Annotated in this window: 12 protein-coding genes and 1 pseudogene; 6 read left to right on the top strand and 7 right to left on the bottom strand. The window is 61.6% G+C overall.

The window, feature by feature from the left end:
* Positions 1 to 70: 70 nt before the first annotated feature.
* The 4 genes from BU28_RS22370 to BU28_RS0107505 form a co-directional block, all read right to left on the bottom strand.
* Positions 71 to 709 carry a GntR family transcriptional regulator gene (locus tag BU28_RS22370; protein ID WP_036762303.1) on the bottom strand — a complete coding sequence of 213 codons (639 nt, stop codon included), beginning with the start codon at positions 707 to 709 and terminating at the stop codon, positions 71 to 73.
* Between the two features lie 374 nt (positions 710 to 1,083).
* Positions 1,084 to 4,284 carry an error-prone DNA polymerase gene (locus tag BU28_RS0107515; RefSeq protein ID WP_028718923.1) on the bottom strand — a complete coding sequence of 1,067 codons (3,201 nt, stop codon included), beginning with the start codon at positions 4,282 to 4,284 and terminating at the stop codon, positions 1,084 to 1,086.
* A complete protein-coding gene (locus BU28_RS0107510; protein WP_028718922.1) occupies positions 4,281 to 5,762 on the bottom strand; it encodes a Y-family DNA polymerase in 1,482 nt (493 codons plus the stop codon). Before BU28_RS0107510 ends, BU28_RS0107515 begins: the two co-directional genes overlap by 4 nt.
* A complete protein-coding gene (locus BU28_RS0107505; protein WP_028718921.1) occupies positions 5,683 to 6,438 on the bottom strand; it encodes an ImuA family protein in 756 nt (251 codons plus the stop codon). Before BU28_RS0107505 ends, BU28_RS0107510 begins: the two co-directional genes overlap by 80 nt.
* Before the next feature lie 110 nt (positions 6,439 to 6,548).
* Between BU28_RS0107505 and BU28_RS0107500 the strand changes: the two genes are divergently transcribed.
* The 3 genes from BU28_RS0107500 to BU28_RS25325 all read left to right on the top strand — a co-directional run bounded on the left by BU28_RS0107500 (position 6,549) and on the right by BU28_RS25325 (position 10,762).
* A complete protein-coding gene (locus BU28_RS0107500) occupies positions 6,549 to 7,241 on the top strand; it encodes an SOS response-associated peptidase (protein ID WP_269845846.1) in 693 nt (230 codons plus the stop codon).
* Complete coding sequence (locus BU28_RS0107495) at positions 7,241 to 7,531, top strand: hypothetical protein (RefSeq protein ID WP_028718919.1); 291 nt, start codon at positions 7,241 to 7,243, stop codon at positions 7,529 to 7,531. Before BU28_RS0107500 ends, BU28_RS0107495 begins: the two co-directional genes overlap by 1 nt.
* A gap of 621 nt (positions 7,532 to 8,152) precedes the next feature.
* The gene (locus BU28_RS25325) at positions 8,153 to 10,762 is read left to right on the top strand and encodes a hypothetical protein (protein WP_143809861.1); all 2,610 of its coding nucleotides are present in this window, start codon (positions 8,153 to 8,155) and stop codon (positions 10,760 to 10,762) included.
* Between the two features lie 24 nt (positions 10,763 to 10,786).
* On the opposite strand, the gene tnpC is transcribed toward BU28_RS25325, so the two are convergent.
* From tnpC to tnpA, 3 genes are read right to left on the bottom strand one after another with little or no spacing between them, the layout of a single operon-like run.
* Complete coding sequence (gene tnpC / locus BU28_RS0107485) at positions 10,787 to 12,337, bottom strand: IS66 family transposase (protein ID WP_028718918.1); 1,551 nt, start codon at positions 12,335 to 12,337, stop codon at positions 10,787 to 10,789.
* 54 nt (positions 12,338 to 12,391) lie between these two features.
* Positions 12,392 to 12,745 carry an IS66 family insertion sequence element accessory protein TnpB gene (gene tnpB, locus BU28_RS0107480; RefSeq protein ID WP_028718917.1) on the bottom strand — a complete coding sequence of 118 codons (354 nt, stop codon included), beginning with the start codon at positions 12,743 to 12,745 and terminating at the stop codon, positions 12,392 to 12,394.
* The gene (tnpA, locus tag BU28_RS26605) at positions 12,739 to 13,149 is read right to left on the bottom strand and encodes an IS66-like element accessory protein TnpA (protein WP_269845854.1); all 411 of its coding nucleotides are present in this window, start codon (positions 13,147 to 13,149) and stop codon (positions 12,739 to 12,741) included. Before tnpA ends, tnpB begins: the two co-directional genes overlap by 7 nt.
* A 319-nt stretch (positions 13,150 to 13,468) precedes the next feature.
* On the opposite strand from tnpA, the gene BU28_RS25320 reads away from it, so the two are divergent.
* The 3 genes and pseudogenes from BU28_RS25320 to BU28_RS22365 form a co-directional block, all read left to right on the top strand.
* Positions 13,469 to 14,248 (top strand): response regulator, encoded by a 780-nt coding sequence (locus tag BU28_RS25320; protein WP_155992523.1) that lies wholly within the window; start codon positions 13,469 to 13,471, stop codon positions 14,246 to 14,248.
* Entirely contained in the window at positions 14,248 to 15,441 is a 1,194-nt protein-coding gene (locus BU28_RS25315; RefSeq protein WP_143809838.1) for a hypothetical protein, read from the top strand. The genes BU28_RS25320 and BU28_RS25315 overlap by 1 nt, the downstream gene beginning before the upstream one ends.
* A 76-nt stretch (positions 15,442 to 15,517) precedes the next feature.
* Positions 15,518 to 16,220 (top strand): annotated as a pseudogene (locus BU28_RS22365) (IS1380-like element IS1247 family transposase); the annotation flags it as partial.

The raw sequence follows: 16,220 nt of genomic DNA, 5'->3' as shown, positions 1-16,220 counted from the left end.
CTAGACGCTCACGGGCTTAAACGGCAACAAAGATTATAGATATTGCTGATTATTTCTGACAAGTAACTGATTACAGGCCGTTCTTTTGAAGATCCCGTCGCCTTGTCCGTCCGACGTGCTTCGACAGGATCAAACACGCCCTGTCCGTTTCCCCACGCCGAAGGGCCGCAAGGATGGCGCGATGCTCGTGGTTCGTCGGCGCCTCCCAATCACTGCGCCAGGCGGCGAACAGGAAGCGGGCGCTGGCGGTGTGGAGCGTGTCGATCGCGGACAGCAGTCGCGGCATGCCGCACGGCCCGAGGATCAGGCGGTGAAACCGGCGATTGGCGTCCTCCCACTCCCGCACCTCTCGGGAGACATCTCCGGCATGTGTCGCCTGTTCGGCTGCCTCCAGAACGGCTGAAGTCATGTTGGGCACCGCATGCCGCAGGGCCAGAACCTCGAGCGAGGCACGCATGGCCGCTACCTCGTGCAGATCTTCCACATCGAACGGGGTGACGCGCATGCCCCGTTGCGGCTCGCTGATCGCCAGCCCTTGCGCCTCCAGCTGCCGGAAGGCTTCGCGCACGGGCACATGGCTTGCCCCGAATTCGGCGGCGATGTGGTCCTGACGCAGAGGGGTGTTGGGGCGAATAACTCCCGTGATGATGCGGTCAGCCAGGCTTTGGGCGATCTTTGTCGCCAATGTCTCTCTGAGGGGATTCTTCATGGATTATAGATAATCCAGCAGATCAGTGTCGTCCAGAGCGGGTTAAGAGGCTTATAAAGCCGTGTAAGGTCCTTGCCTTTGGCGCCCGGCCGTTCCGGGAGCATGCCTTTGCATCCAGCCGTGATCGTGACGTAGACCTTCGTTAAGCGGGCGGCCGAACTAATCTATATCCGCGCTCTTCCGCGCCCTGTGAAGCGCAAAAGGCGCGCGCTCCAAAGCCTGAACGGCCGTTCTGTCCCGCATCGCAGCCGCCCCGTCAACCTGCAGCTTGGCCAGGGGTTTGACTGGCGGCCAGCATGGAGATGTCCGACGGCCTTGCGGCTCAGACCTGGGGCCTGGGGCATCCTCGTCGACGTCACCGGGCCCCATCCGCCTCACCGGAAATCCCGCGTCCTGACGCGGATCGTGTCGAGGTGCAGGTCGCGGATGAACATGTCGCGGGGCTTCGGGTGCCGGGGGTCGGGGGTAGGGCAGGCGTTGTGGAATTCGTCGCCACGGCCGTGCGGCAGGGGGAAGGCGCCCCGGCTTCCGACGCTGGCGAGGGCGTCCGAGAGATCTGTGAGGCGGTGGACGACAAAATGCACCACCTCGCCCTCGCGCTGGATCATCCCGTGCGCGGCGATCATGCTGGCGGCGAGGATGATGCGGCGGTTGGCCTCGAAGACCTTGGGCCAGACTACGAGATTGGCGATGCCGGTTTCGTCTTCGAGCGTGATGAACATGGTGCCCTTGGCCGAGCCGGGGCGCTGGCGCACCAGCACCAGGCCCGCGACTGCGGCCCAGTGGCGATTGGGCAAGGCCATGGCGTCAGTGCAGGTCAGGATGCGGCGCCGCGCCAGATCCCCCCGCAGGAAGGCCACCGGATGCCGACGCAGGGACAGGCCGGTGCGGCTGTAATCCTCGACCACCTCGCGGCCGGCGGTCATCGGGCGCAGGGCGGCGGCGGGCTCGTTGCCCTCGAGCGCGGCGAAGAGCGGCAGGTCGGTGTCGGGCAGGCCCTTGATGGCCCAGACGGCCTGGCGCCGCGACAGGCCGAAGGCGTGGAACCCGTCGGCCTCGGCGATGCGGGTCAGGGCAGCCAAGGGCACACGGGCGCGGCGCCAGAGGTCCTCGACCGAAGCGAAGGGGGCGGCACGGGCGATCTGTCGGGCATGGGCCTCGGCCAGTCCCTTGACCATGCGCAGGCCCAGCCGGATCGCGAAGCGGCTGTCCATCGGTTCCAGCGTGCAGTCCCAATCCGAGGCATTGACGCAGACCGGCCGCACCTCGACCCCGTGGTCCTGGGCATCGCGCACGATCTGGGCGGGGGCATAAAAGCCCATCGGCTGGCTGTTCAGCAGCGCCGCGCAGAAGGCATCGGGGTGCCAGCACTTGAGCCAGGCGGAGGCATAGGCGACCAGCGCAAAGCTGGCCGCGTGGCTTTCGGGAAAGCCGTATGAGCCGAAGCCCTCAAGCTGCCTGAAGGTCCGCTCGGCGAAGTCGCGTGGGTAGCCGCGCGCCTCCATGCCCGCGATCAGCTTGTCGCGAAAGGCGCTGACGCCGCCGGTGAACTTGAACGTGGCCATCGACTTCCTGAGCATGTCGGCCTCGCCCGGGGTGAAGCCCGCGCATTCGATGGCGACGCGCATTGCCTGCTCCTGGAACAGCGGCACGCCCAGCGTCTTGCCCAGCACCCTTTCCAGCTCGGGCCTGGGGTATTCGACCGGCTCGAGGCCGGCGCGGCGGCGCAGGTAGGGATGCACCATGTCGCCCTGGATCGGACCCGGGCGCACGATCGCGACCTGAATGACCAGATCGTAATAGGTGCGGGGCTTGAGGCGCGGCAGCATCGCCATCTGCGCCCGGCTCTCGATCTGGAAGGCGCCGAGCGTATCGGCCCTGCGGATCATCGCATAGGTGCGCGGATCCTCGGCGGGGATGGTGGCGAGGTCATGCTGCGCGCCCTTGTGCCGTGCCACCAGCGCCAGGCCCTTGGCCATGCAGGTCAGCATGCCGAGGGCCAGGATGTCGACCTTCATGAACTTAAGCGCGTCGATGTCGTCCTTGTCCCATTCGATGATCTGGCGATCCTCCATCGCGGCGGGTTCGATCGGCACCAGATCATCCAGCCGGTCATGGGTCAGCACGAAGCCGCCGGGATGCTGGGACAGGTGGCGCGGCGCGCCCATCAGCTGCCGGGCGAGATCGACAGTCAGGCGCAGGCGGCGGTCGGCGGGGTTCAGGTTCAGCTCGGCCAGTTGCGCGTCGGTGACGCCCTCGTCGGACCAGGCCCAGATCAGCGACGAGAGCGCCGTGATCAGGTCCTCGGGCAGGGCCATGGCCTTGCCGACATCGCGCAGCGCGCCCTTGGCGCGGTAGCGGATGACGGTCGCGGTCAGCGCGGCCCGGTCGCGGCCATAGGTGCGGTAGATCCACTGAATCACCTCCTCGCGGCGCTCGTGTTCGAAATCCACGTCGATGTCGGGCGGTTCGCGGCGCTCCTCGCTGACGAAGCGCTCGAACAGCAGGTCGTTGCGGCTGGGGTCGATGGCGGTGATGCCAAGGACATAGCAGACCGCCGAGTTCGCCGCCGATCCGCGCCCCTGGCACAGGATGTTCTGCGACCGGGCGTAACGGACGATGCTGTGCACGGTCAGGAAATAGGGCGCATAGTCCAGCCGGCCGATCAGGGTCAGCTCATGGTTCAGCGCCTGTGTCACCTCGGGCGGGATGCCTTCGGGATAGCGCGCCGCGGCGCCCGCCCAGGTCAGGCGGGCCAGCGTCTCCTGCGCGGTCAGGGCGGGATCCTCGCGTTCCTCGGGATATTGATAGCGCAGGTCCGCGAGGTCGAAGCGGCAGCGGTCCATGATCTCGATGCTGCGGGCCAGGGCCTCGGGATAGCGGGCGAAGAGGCGCGCCATTTCCTGCGGCGGCTTCAGATAGCGGTCGGCGTGACGCTCGCGGCGATGGCCAAGCGCCTCGACGGTGCAATTGTGGCGGATCGCCGTCACCACGTCCTGAAGGATGCGGCGCGAGGGCTCGTGGAAGAGGACGTCATTGGTGACGACGGTCGGCACGCCGGCCCGGGCGGCAAGGTTTGCAAGCTCGTGCAGGCGCAGCTGGTCGTTCGGACGGCGGCGCAGCGTCAGGGCGAGGTAGGCGCGGTCGCCGAACAGCTCGCGCAGGCGACGCAGGCGCAGGGCGCAGGCGTCGTCGGCCCGGTCGGGGACGAGGATGGCGATCAGCCCCTCGGCATGCTCGGCCAGATCCGACCAGTGCAGATGACACGCCGCCTTGCCGGCACGAGACTTGCCGAGCGTCAGCAAGCGGCAGAGCCGCGACCAGGCCGGCTTGTCGGTCGGATAGACCAGCACCGACATGCCGCAGGTCAGATCCAGACGGCAGCCCGCGACCAGCCGGACGCCGGTGGCCTTGGCCGCCTCCCAGGCGCGCACGAGGCCCGCGACCGAATTGCGGTCCGCCACGCCAAGCGCCTCGATGCCCAGGGCCGCCGCCGTGGCGAAGAGGTGCTCGGCCGAGGAGGCACCCCGCAGGAAGGAGAAGTCCGAGGTGACCTGAAGCTCGGCATATCTCATCCGAAGACCCCGTGCAGGAACCAGCGATGCGAGCCGGTGGCGGCGTCCTCGCCGTCGCCGGCGCGAAAGATCCACAGGCGTTCGCCGGCCTCGTCCTCGACGCGGAAATAGTCGCGCACGGCGATGCGCTCGGCCTCGCGCGTCCACCATTCGCCAAAGATGCGCTCGGGGCCGTCGGCACGGGCGATGCGGCGGCGCACCCCGCGCCAGGCGATCCAGACCGGCGGCTGGTCGGGCAGCAGCGCCATCGCCTCGATGGGATCGGGGCGCGGCAGCAGACGCGACGGGCGCGGCCAGTGGTCGGGCCAGCCCGCGCCGCTGTCCTCGGCCAGCGCGGGGATGCGGCGGGCGGATCGTTCGGGCACGTCGCTTTCGACCGGGGCGATGCGGTAGATGGCGTGGAACCCGACGCGGTTCGCCAGGATGTCGATCAGGCCGGCGAGGTCCGGCGCCTCGGGCGCCAGCGTGCTGATCTGGCGTGCGCCCAGGGGCTCGGTGACGGTCGCGGCCAGGGTCATGATCTCGATCCCGAAGCCGGGGGCGATGCCGGGGATCTTGTCGCACAGAAGCCGGGTCAGGCGGGCGGGATCGCGCTGCGGCACGGCCAGGCCCACGCGCACGGTTTGCAACTCGCGGTCGACGCGGTGGCAGATCAGGTCCAGGCGCCGGGCGCCCATGCCCCGCGCCTCCAGCGCGTCGCAGAGCGCGGCGACCAGCTTGGCGATGTAGCGGGCGATGGTCTCGGGCGCGGCGATGGGTTCGGCAAAGGCGCGGCGGGCCTCGATCAGGCCCTCGGGGCGCAGGGCGTCGATGGGCTCGGGGGCATCGCCGAACATCTGGTCGATGCGGCGGCACAGTCCAGGGCCAAAGCGGCGGGTCAGCGGCGCGCGGGGCTGGGCCATGAGATCGCCGATGCGGCCAAAGCCCATGTCGCGCAGCCCGGCCACGGTGGCCGCGGGCAGGCGCAGCGCCTCGGGCGGCATGTCCGCCAGCGCGCCGCCGAACCGCGCCAAGGCATGCGCGGCGCCCCATGTGTCGGCCACCGCCGCCCGCGCCGTCACCCCCGACAGCGCGAGCCGACCGGTCAGCGCCGCGAGCAGCGCCTCCTCGCCGCCATGCAGATGCGCGGCGCCGGTCGCGTCGATGACGATCCCGTCCGGCGGATCGACCGCGACGATGGGCGCGATGCGTTGCAGGATCCAGAACGCCAGGCGCTCGAGGCTCGCCAGATCCGCCGCCACGTCCGCGGGTTCGATCCTGAGATCGGGCACCAGGGCCTGCGCCTTGCTGACCGGCATGCCCGGTTTGAGGCCCAGGCCCGCCGCTGCGGCATCCACGGCCGTGAGCACGCGGCGATTGCCGACGCGCCCCGCGAGGACCAGTGGCCTGTCCGGCGGCCTATCCGAAGGCGTGCCGTCCTGCCGCCGCAGCCGATCCACCGGCCACAGCGGCAGGAAGACCGAGATGACCCGTGCCATCGCATGCCTCCAGTTCCAGATCGAAGGAATCCCCCGCCCGCGCGCGCAAGAGTTCCACCAGCCAGCGCGCCCGGCCCACCCCCGGCGCCGGCAGCGGCGAGGATGGCAGCACAGACACCCGCCAGCGCGTCATCGCCGCCGTCGGCTGGCCGAAGTCGCTGGCATCAAGCTGCCTGCGCCAGCGGCGCAGGGCGATGCCGGTGGTGCCCGAGGTCTTGGCGGCCAGATGCAGGCGGCGCGAGGCGGTCATCGACAGCCGCGCCACATCCGCCACCACGGCGGCCAGGCTGCCATGGCGCAGCCCTTCCTCCATGCAGGCGAGAACGGCGGTGTCGTCGCCCGCCTCGACATGGATCACGCGACCGGGCGGCAGGCCGGCCTGTTCCAGCCCCGGTGCGAAGAGGTCGGCCTGCGTCACGCACCAGAGCACCTGCCCGGGCAGGCGCGCCGCGATCCCGGCGGCAAAACAGGCCGCCGCCGCGCCATCGACGGCGCCGTTTCCGCCGCCCGCAACTTCGTGCAGACAGCCAAGCGCCAGCCCGCCCTTGGGCAAGCGTCGGTCAAGTTCGGCCAGGCCGAACGGCAGCGCCGCCTGCGGCGGGCCGTGGTCGCCCTCGATCGCTGCGATCCGCTGCCGCAGCGCCACGAGAGCCGGATCGGATCGGGGCGCTGACATGGCAGTGTCGGGCTCCTGTCTGAATGGGACTCTGGGTTATATGTTCACCATTCGTTCCATAAACCCCGCATGTCAATCCGTCGCATGGCCTTTGTGATCCTTGCCTGGCTGTGCCAGCATGGTGCGAAAATTCCTGTGAAGGAGGAGGTCGCCCCATCTGCAACCTGTATAACCTGACCACGAACCAGCAGGCGATCCGCGATGTTGTCGGGGCCATGTCCGACAGCCTCGGCAACCTCGAGCCGTCGCTGGATGTCTATCCCGATCGTTCGGCGCCGGTGGTGCGCAATACCGGCAGCGGTCGCGATCTGGCGCGCCTGACCTGGGGGATGCCCACGCCGCCGCAGTTCCTGAAGGCGCCGGATGCGCCGGACACCGGCGTGACGAACATCCGCAACACCGCCAGCCCGCATTGGCGGCGCTGGCTTGGAACCGCCCATCGCTGCGTGGTGCCCGCCACGGCCTTCTCGGAATATGGGGCCAGGCCCGATCCGGTGACAAAGCGCAAGCCGCTGCACTGGTTTGCGCTGGACCCGACGCGACCGCTGTTCTTCCTTGCCGGGATCTGGACACCGTGGCAGGGCACGCGGGGCTCGGCGAGGACGCCCCGGACCGGGGACCACCAGCTCTTCGCCTTTCTGACCTGCGAGCCCAACGCCGTGGTCGGACGGATCCATCCCAAGGCCATGCCGGTGATTCTGACCTCCGCGACCGACATCGACACCTGGCTGAGCGCGGACTGGCCTGAGGCCCGTCATCTGCAGCGACCGCTCGACGACGATCAGCTGATCGAGCTGGACTGATGCCGCTCGTCACCCCGGATGGGCGCTATATCGTCGTGCGCGGGCGGCTCTGGCGGGCGACGAACCCGAGCCTTCCCGAGCCTGAGCGGCAGCGGCTGACGGAAGCGCTGATGGATGCCCGCCGCGCAGTGAAGGCGGCCCGGGCGGCGGCCGACCGGGACGCCGAGGACGCCAAACAGGCCCTGGGCGAGCGCGGCCCGGTCTGGTGGACAGACGGCGCGCCGGACCTGAACCGCAAGATGGCCAGGAACACAGCCTACGCCGATTGGTTTGCATCCGTCGGCGGGTGATCTTCCATGCCGCCAAGCCGCGCTCGACGCATGGCTCGTCCTTGGCCGGGCGGGGCCGCCAACAGACCTTGGCCCATGCGCCTGGCAGCAGTGGGCAGGAGAAGGTGGCCATAGCGGGAGGCCGGCAGGGTGGGAGGGCGACGCGAAGCTCCAGGCGATCATGCTTCCCGCGCGCCAAGGGGGCATATCTTGCAGGTCGAAGACGCCCACGCTGGTCGAACATAATTCAAGGTCGGAAGGCAAGCTACGGCCCATTGCGGACGGTCGCGCCTCGGCAGTGCTGCGTTGCCGCATTCCGGGAAGCTGCCGTTCGTCGTGCGCTACAACAAACACCCGGCCAGTATGGTAGCGATGCCGGACAAAGTTGCCGTTGCGCTCGATGAAACAGCTCTACTAGTTCGGTTAACGTGGGCGGGCGCTGAAGATGTAGCCGCCCATCTTGGCACTTCGAAGCCGTCAGGGGGCGGTTAAATCATCAACGCCGAAGGGGAATGACAAAGGCCGCGCCGCGAGCAAGAGGAGGCATGCTCCCTGTCATGTACATCTTTACCTCTACTCAGTCCACGCCTAGCATCATCCGCAAAGCTGTGAGCCAAACAAAAAAGCTAAAGGAAGTACTGGATGGCGGCTACCAAGACGGCGGCGGAGGTTATTGTATTAAGAAACCTGATGCGAGGTCAGGGAAGTCATCGACCAGCACGACATCGTATAGCGGACACTCTGCTTCGTGCAAAATTCCGCTTCTCAGCTGAGCTGAACCGGTTCCTGCTAGAATCGACCTATCGCATCGATCCCGGCCAATGGCAGAATTTTCCATTTAGTGACGGCGACTGGGAGGACGCAAGAAAAATATCAGCAAGCCGGCGCTCTGTGATGCTGGAAAACGTTGTTGATCTTGTCGAGCAGCACATAGTGGTGAACAAGGAAACCGTAAATAGACTGATAGGCTTTTCTGACTTACTATCCTGTGCCCTTCTCGAAACTCCAGAGGCAGACCCGACAGGTCTATTTGAGAAGCTACTTCCCGTTGATCGACAATCTTTATTCTTCTGGCGTGTCGTGGCTGCAGCAAATTCACAAAATGGAAAGCTTCTCGCGAGACGAATTTCAGACGAAATGCGCTCCACTTGGGCAACAAGAAAATTCCTCTATCCGTTTGTGTTCTTCTCTGTGAATCAGCCACCCGAAGGTCATATTCAGACATCTCTGAAATACGTATTGAATGGCGGCGAGAAAGAGTGGGAGCGTCGCCTTATCGAATACGCAGTGGGGCATCAGAGTTCCCTGATCGGAAATGAGGCAGGGTTCCTTTGGCTCTCTTTGCTGGCGCACCCCTTCGATGCGCTGAACTTACTTTGTGATGTACTTGAAGAGCACACATCATGTGGGAACACAGCGCCCGATGCCTTAATTGATTGCGCCGAAAGAATTAGTAATGAGGTGAATTTTCGACGTCTGAATAGTATGATCCGCCGGCACCGTGGCGAGCTTATTAAATTTGATGATGAACCTGATATCGAAGGAATACAGCTCCCAATCTCCAAAGAAGCAAAGTCTTTCTATCAAAGCCTTATACAGCCACACCCGCTAACCGCTCCACCCAAAGACTCTGAATTCCTGAATAGTTTGGCAAAGCTGCGAAAAGAAAAGTATCCATCTCAGCTAACCTATGACCACGTTGTGTTTTCGTCGAGGCGCTGGCGGTTTACTGAGGCTGGTCGGCTCTTGAGTGGCATCGCTTACTTGCTATTTATGTTTCCCCGATCGGAATGGCCAACTGAGTACAAACAGTTCCTAAGGCTCGTTGACTTCTACGGAGGCGCTAGTGTCCTTCTTCTAATGGCGCCGGGCGTGGCGACGGCAAGCAATAGGAACAAAATATTCGGTAAACCCTGGGCGGATCTGGCGGCCGAGACGGAAGTGAGGGTGGAGGCAATTGGAAGTGTCGGAGATCGAACATGGATAAACTTGCTTCATAGAGAGGTCTCCCAAGATCAAAATGCCGGCCGCGTCTCAGACTGGATCTCGAAAATAGAGCGAAATTGCCCAATAAAGCGTAACTATCTGTCGGGTGCAGACTGGGCTTGGATAGAGGAGGTGCTGAGAAGTCGAAAAGTCCAGCCATTCAGGGGCGACTGGCGGGCGGCGTATGTATTTCTACTTAAAGGAGTAGAGCAAGGAGACCCCGACTTTAGTGTCATCAGGAGCATACTGCGACCAATATATGCATCTATTAGTATTTCCGACCTCATAAATCTAATCATTTCCGCTTACGGGGAGCGTGCGGCAGCTTTCTCTTATTTCTTCTTGTCACCCCAAAACTTACTTCTCATGGAAATGTCATTCAACGAAATTGATGCCATGGCTGGAAGGATCTCAGCGCTGGAGGAATGCATTAGGCGCTATGGGTTCTGTGAAACAGTGACTGAGGATGTCTACCTTGATGAAATTCGCGCGCTGGAGTCCGCAATTCTGTATAACAGCATAACATCATCTCAGTTTGAAGTTCCGTGGCAATCATTCTCCAACGAGATGATGATCAGGACCAAGGATATATATGAGGCCTCAATTGAGCTGACACAAAGAAATGAAGGTGGCGCGTTTCCTGCTCGGGCGTCGGAGACAGAGAACACAATAACGTTTCCAAATGGGGTTTCAAGTAAGGTTACCCTTCCGAACTTCAAGTGGGCATCTGCGGATGTTGCTTTAGAGATCATAAAGTCGTTTATGCGCGATCCGGGATACGGTCTTGAAGCGATATTGGGGACGCGAATTCGCCACAATGTGATTGAGCGTGAGTTTGTTGGCGCATTGCAATCTCTAGCGCAGCATTCACTTCCCGGGGTATTTAGGGATGTTTCAATAAGAATAACTGATGCTTTCGTGGATGAAATAAAAACAGACATACAGACTTGGGTGGATAGCTATATGCACAGCCTTCGGCCTGGCAAGCCGCGCGGCATGTTTCGCATAACACCTGATCATAACGAACTAAACGCAATTGTCGAAACCATCGAGAATGCTGATAGTCATCGCGAGGCGGTTCGTTCGGTTGTTCTGTGGCTACAAAAGCGCTTGGGCGAGGATCTAGAGGCTGCTAGGCATCTCGTCCAGGTTGATCTTAAGATAAAGCTGGAGGAGAGTGTTCAACATGCTAGGGAGAACATAGAGGCCCAAGGTGTAGAGAGGGTGCAGGACATTGATAGCGTTGCTCGCGCAATTCAATCGTAAGCGGCGGCTGCGCCCCACTTGCATTCAGCTTGACGGCTTGAAGTTCCAGGGCAGCAGGTCATCGATCCGGGCCTGCGGGTGACTGGCGGCGACGGCTTCCAAGGTTGCCTTGAGGTAGGCGAAGGGTTCGATGCCATTGACCTTTGCGGTGGCGATCAGGGATGCAATGCGGGCCCAGGATCGCCCGCCCTCGTCATGGCCGGCGAAGAGCGCATTCTTGCGGGTCAGCGCGATCGGCCGGATCAGGTTCTCGACGCTGTTGGAGTCGATCTCGACCCGACCATCGTGCAGGAAGGTCTGCAGCCCGTCCCAGTGGCGGTGGATGTAGGTCAGCTTCTCGCCGAGGCGAGACTTGGCAGAGATGCGCCGACACTGCAGCTGCAGCCATTCGCCAAAGGCTGCTACGAGTGGCGCACTGCGCACTTGGCGGGCCGACAGCCGCTGGCCGGGACCCATGCCACGGATATCGGCCTCGATCCGGTAAAGCTCGGCGATCCGGCGCAAACCCTCAGCCGCGATCTCGGAGCCGTCGCGATCGAAGATCTCCTTCAGCTTGCGCCGCGCATGTGCCCAGCAATGGGCGACGATGATCGGCGCGCCACCTGTCCGGGACGGGCGCGTCAGGCGGTTGTAGCCGGGATAGCCATCCAGCTGCAGGATGCCATCAAAGCCCTGCAGGATGCGCTCTGCATTCTCGCCTGCGCGGTCGGGCGCATAGGTGAAGACCACACCGGGCGGGTCTGCCCCGCCCCATGACCGGTCATCGCGCGCCAGGGCCCAGAGATAGCCCGTCTTCGTCCGTCCCCGGCCGGGGTCGAGGACAGGGGCAGTTGTTTCGTCCATGTAGAGCTTGGTCGACGTCCTCAGATGTTCGGCCAGCCGATCGACCACGGGGCCGAGGTGGAAGGCGGCGGTGCCGACCCAATCGGCCAGCGTGCTCCGGTGAAGTTCGATCCCGGCCCGGGCCAGGATCTGGCTCTGGCGGTATAAGGGAAGGTGGTCGGCATACTTGCTGACCAGCACATGCGCGAGGGCGCCCTCGGTGGGCAGGCCGCCCTCGACCAGGTGCGCGGGGGCCGGTGCCTGGGTCACGCTATCAGCACACCGGCGGCAGGCATACTTGGGGCGCACGGTCACGATGACCCGCAGCCGGGCCGGCACGATATCCAGCCGCTCGGTGCGGTCCTCGCCGATGCGGTGCATCTCGCCGCAGCCACATGGACAAAGCAGGCTGTCCGGCTCGATCAGCCGCTCGAAGCGCGGCAGGCCTTGTGGAAGATGCCCAAGGTTGCGGCGGGCGGTCGGGCGCGAGGGCGTGCGGGGCGCAGCCTCCGCATCCTGCCGGGTCTCCGCCTCGGCCACGGCAGCTTCGAGATCCTCGAAGGCCAGTTGGCGCTCGTCGTCGTTCAGTTTCTCGGAGCGCTTGCCATGTAGAACCTGGTTCAACTCGGCAATGAGATGCTCCAGCCTCCGGTTGGTTTCCCGCAGCGCATCCCGTTCGTGCAGCACTGCCAGCACAGCAGCACGTTGGCTTTCAGGGATCGCGGAAAGATCGATGGACGGGGCTGCGGACATAGGACAATCATAGCCTGGTCATCCTGATATTGCTCGTCTTTTCTGTCGTTTAGGTCATTCTGCAACGGCCGGTTTCGGCGTTTCCAGAGGCCGGACGCGGCGCCAGTCAAGGCCGGCAAAAAGCGCCTCGAACTGTGTGCGGGTCAATGTCATGGCGCCATCCCGAACCGCCGGCCAGGTGAAGCTGTCGGCCTCGAGGCGCTTGTAAGCCATCACCAGCCCGCTGCCGTCCCAAAACAGCAACTTCAATCTGTCGGCGCGTTTGGAGCGGAACACAAAGACCGTGCCGGTGAAGGGATCCTCTGCCAGCATCGACTGCGCCAAGGCTGCCAATCCGTCGTGCCCCTTCCTGAAGTCTACCGGCTTTGTCGCGACCAGGATCCGCATGCCCTGCGACGGCATCAGCATCCGGCGGCTCCAAGGGCACGAACGATCTCGGCCAACCGAACGGCCGGTGTATCCGCGGCCAGCTCGAGCCTGACCTCGCCCAGCACAATCCGGATCCGCTCGTCTGCAGGGGAGCTGTCGCATGACGGTGCAGCAGGTGGCGGACTGCAAACCACTAACGGCGCAAAGACTGGCTCTTCGGTCAACAGGGCTGGAAGGACCAGCTTGCCCTGCTTGGCTAGCCGTCGCCACGCCGACAATTGGTTCGGCTGCACTCCATAGCGATCCGCCACCGCGTTCACTGTGGCCCCCGGCTCAAGTGTATCGGCGACAACCCGAGCCTTCACCTCATTCGGCCACCGCCGATGACCAGAGGCATGGATCTCCACGCCCAGAGAAGTGAGAAACGAATTCTTGGCACACATTGCGAAACGCACTCCCCACCAGCCGATGGATAGGACTTCGCAGCAGCGCCTCAGCCAAGCAATGTGGGGTTCAGACGCCGCTTACAGGCAATCTGAAATTGATAGAAAAATTTCGCAAGTAGGCCATTGGTTTGAATGGCCGGAGGAAAATAGCTCTCAAACTGTGTCCCTCTGGGAGATTTGCAGGGCTACCTTCGCGCGCTTCACCACAGAAATAGAAGTAAGGAATATTAGAGTTAGATTGTCTAATGACCTGGAGGGGGTGACCTACCCTCGAACGTCTGCTCGTCTAATTCTAGATATCGCGTCAGAAGTCATGATGAACCACCTAAAGCACGCAGGAGGATCGTCAACATCTATGCGAGTAACTATACAAGTTGTTGAAGGTAAAAGATCTATTGATTTCAGCAGTTCTTGTTTGGGTGGTGAAAAAAATGAGGTGCGGACTGTTCTAGGCGAACGCCACAACAGCCAGATAGAACATCTTCTTGCATCAACGGGATCGGGTTTGAAACGCATCGCGGGTGCATATGCGACTGCACTTGGGAAACAGCTCCAGATAGCAGCTGCTTCGAGAAAAGGGTTCTTCCACGTCTTACTGCCCATTGATGAAAAATGGAGGGACTGGTTGAAATTTAATATTCTGATCCTCGAGGATAATGACATCAAATTCAATGATGTGCAATCAGTCGTTCAGGACGAGATTGGAGCCGAAGCCCAGATAAGTAGAGCGTCGACAATGGTTGAGGCGGAACGCATGCTATTTTTAAAGCCATGGAATCTATTTATTTTAGACATCTCTATGGATATAACGGCGGGGTCGAGATCGGGGTCGAGCCTTCCACAGGCTACACTTGGTGGATTGAGCTTTGCTAAGCTAATATGCATTGAGGGGCTGGAAGCTCCCGTTGTCTTAGTTACAGCCTTCGATTCATTTTCGGATAAGCCACTTGGAAAGGCTGAAAGTATAGTCAATGATCTACACTACGTTAAGGCATCGGCTATAGAGAGCTTGGGATCCTACTACAGGGGAACTGTTCGCTACGGCAAAGGCAAGTGGAGTGAGGAATTTAAATTGATCCTGAGGGGGGCTGTCTGATGGATGTTATTATCGTCCACGATCGTGAGTTGGTCGCTGCTGAAATCGCGAAGATTGTTTCTTCCATCGATCCCTCTGCAAGAGTGGATTTTGCTAATGATTCGAGGGGTGCGCGAAAGCTAATAGCAGGCCGCGCCTATGACTTGATGGTTTTGGATCTCACAATTCCACAAAATCTTGGGCGTGATCAGCCAAGCTTTGGCAATACTGAAGCCCTTTTAAATGAGATATACGTTTACGGCGACTTATTGGCTCCTGCAGATCTGATTGGAATTAGCAGAGAAGCAGAGGCGATCGATCTGATGCGCTCTGGCCTTGGTTCACACTTCATGGTTTCATTATCTGAGCGCGAAGATGGACTGTGGATGGATCAGCTGCCGGACCGCGTTAAGTATGCGTTTCGATCAATGGAGTCAAAGCAAACATCCCTTTCACGGCATTTTGGTGTAGATGCGCTGATTGTAACTGCGATGGATGAAGAATTTTTCCCCTACCACTCCCTTTTTGACTTAAGGAAGGATGATGTATACTCGGAAGTATATCGCTTTACATTTACTGACAAAAACGGGATTCCGAGGGTCGGCGTAGCATTCCCTATTGGAGTTTCCGGTCAGGCGTCTGCGGCGTCCAGGACGCAGTCGTTGATTAGCTGGTTTCGACCAAAGCTGGCCATTATGTCGGGATATTGCGGAGGTGTTAAGGGTAAAGTTGATCTGGGTGATATTTGTTTCTTTGAGTCCTCTGCGCCTTGGGACTACGGCAAGTGGGACGAGACACGGGATCCGCAAGGTAATCTGATTTCTGAAGAATTCAAATCCAGACCAAATGCTCTTTCGATACGGGAGGATGAAATTAAGCGTGCGGTTCGCGATATTTGCATCAACGGCGGATGTCTCACGCCACAGGAACAATTGTCAATTAGGGATCTGCTGCCAAAGCAGATTGATAGCCAGCCTAAGTTTCTCCTGACGCATGCGGCGTCTGGCTCAGCTGTCGTCGCGAACGATACTATTATTGCGCAAATTCGTGGGCTCAATGATTCCATTAGAGCTGTCGACATGGAATCTTATGGTTTTTATGATGCTTGCCTGAAAACCTTTGTTGCCAAGCCAAAGTTTATCTGTTTAAAGGCCGTCTCAGATTTTTGCAATGGTGAGAAGGGTGATGATTACCATCCCACATTTCCCAAGTAAGGCGCTGATTTCGCTGTCCTGACCATTATATTTCCTATATAAAACATGGTGTTGAAGGCTGCGAGGGGCGCGTTTCATGGATCACCCAGAGGGTGCGGGCTTGCAACGGGCAGATCGGGTGGATTTCGACCCTCGCGTGCGGCTGGAATTTCGCGGCACGCAGCTCAGTTCCGACGGCGGCCTTCTGGTGATGCGCGAGCTTGATGACGCGCTCGGGTTGTCCGATTTGGCGTCAGCGGCGCTGCGCGATACTCGCTCTGGCAAGAACACGGTCCATCGGCTCGACGGCCTGTTCCGGCAATCAGTCTTTGGGCGGCTGGCCGGATACGAGGATGTCAACGACGCCAACCGTCTCGCCTGCGATCCGGTCATGCGCCAAGTTGTCGGCGGCAGAGCGGTCGATGCACAAGCGGCCTCGGCATCGCAGATGGGACGGTTCGAGACCGAGACGCTGGCTCTGGCCGGGAACCGTGCCGCGCTGGCCGACCTGAACGGGCAATGGATCGACCGGTTCCATGACCGTAACGGGCTGAAGTACATCGTTCTGGACATGGACAGCTCGGTCAGCCCGACCCATGGCGACCAGGAAGGGTCTGCCTGGAATGGCCATTTCGACTGTAGCTGCTATCACCCCAACTTTCTGTTCAACCAGTTCGGGATGCTGGAACGCTGCGCCCTGCGCCATGGCAACGTCCACAGCGCCGATGGCTGGCGTGATGTTCTCGACCCCGTCATTGCGCGCTACGCGGAGCGCGACCTTGGTGGCAGGTTCTTCCGGG

The sequence above is a fragment of the Paracoccus yeei ATCC BAA-599 genome, assembly GCF_000622145.1.
In the GTDB taxonomy this organism is placed as follows: domain Bacteria; phylum Pseudomonadota; class Alphaproteobacteria; order Rhodobacterales; family Rhodobacteraceae; genus Paracoccus; species Paracoccus yeei.
Note: the sequence above shows the minus strand (reverse complement) of the source record. Positions and strands in the feature narration are given on the sequence as shown.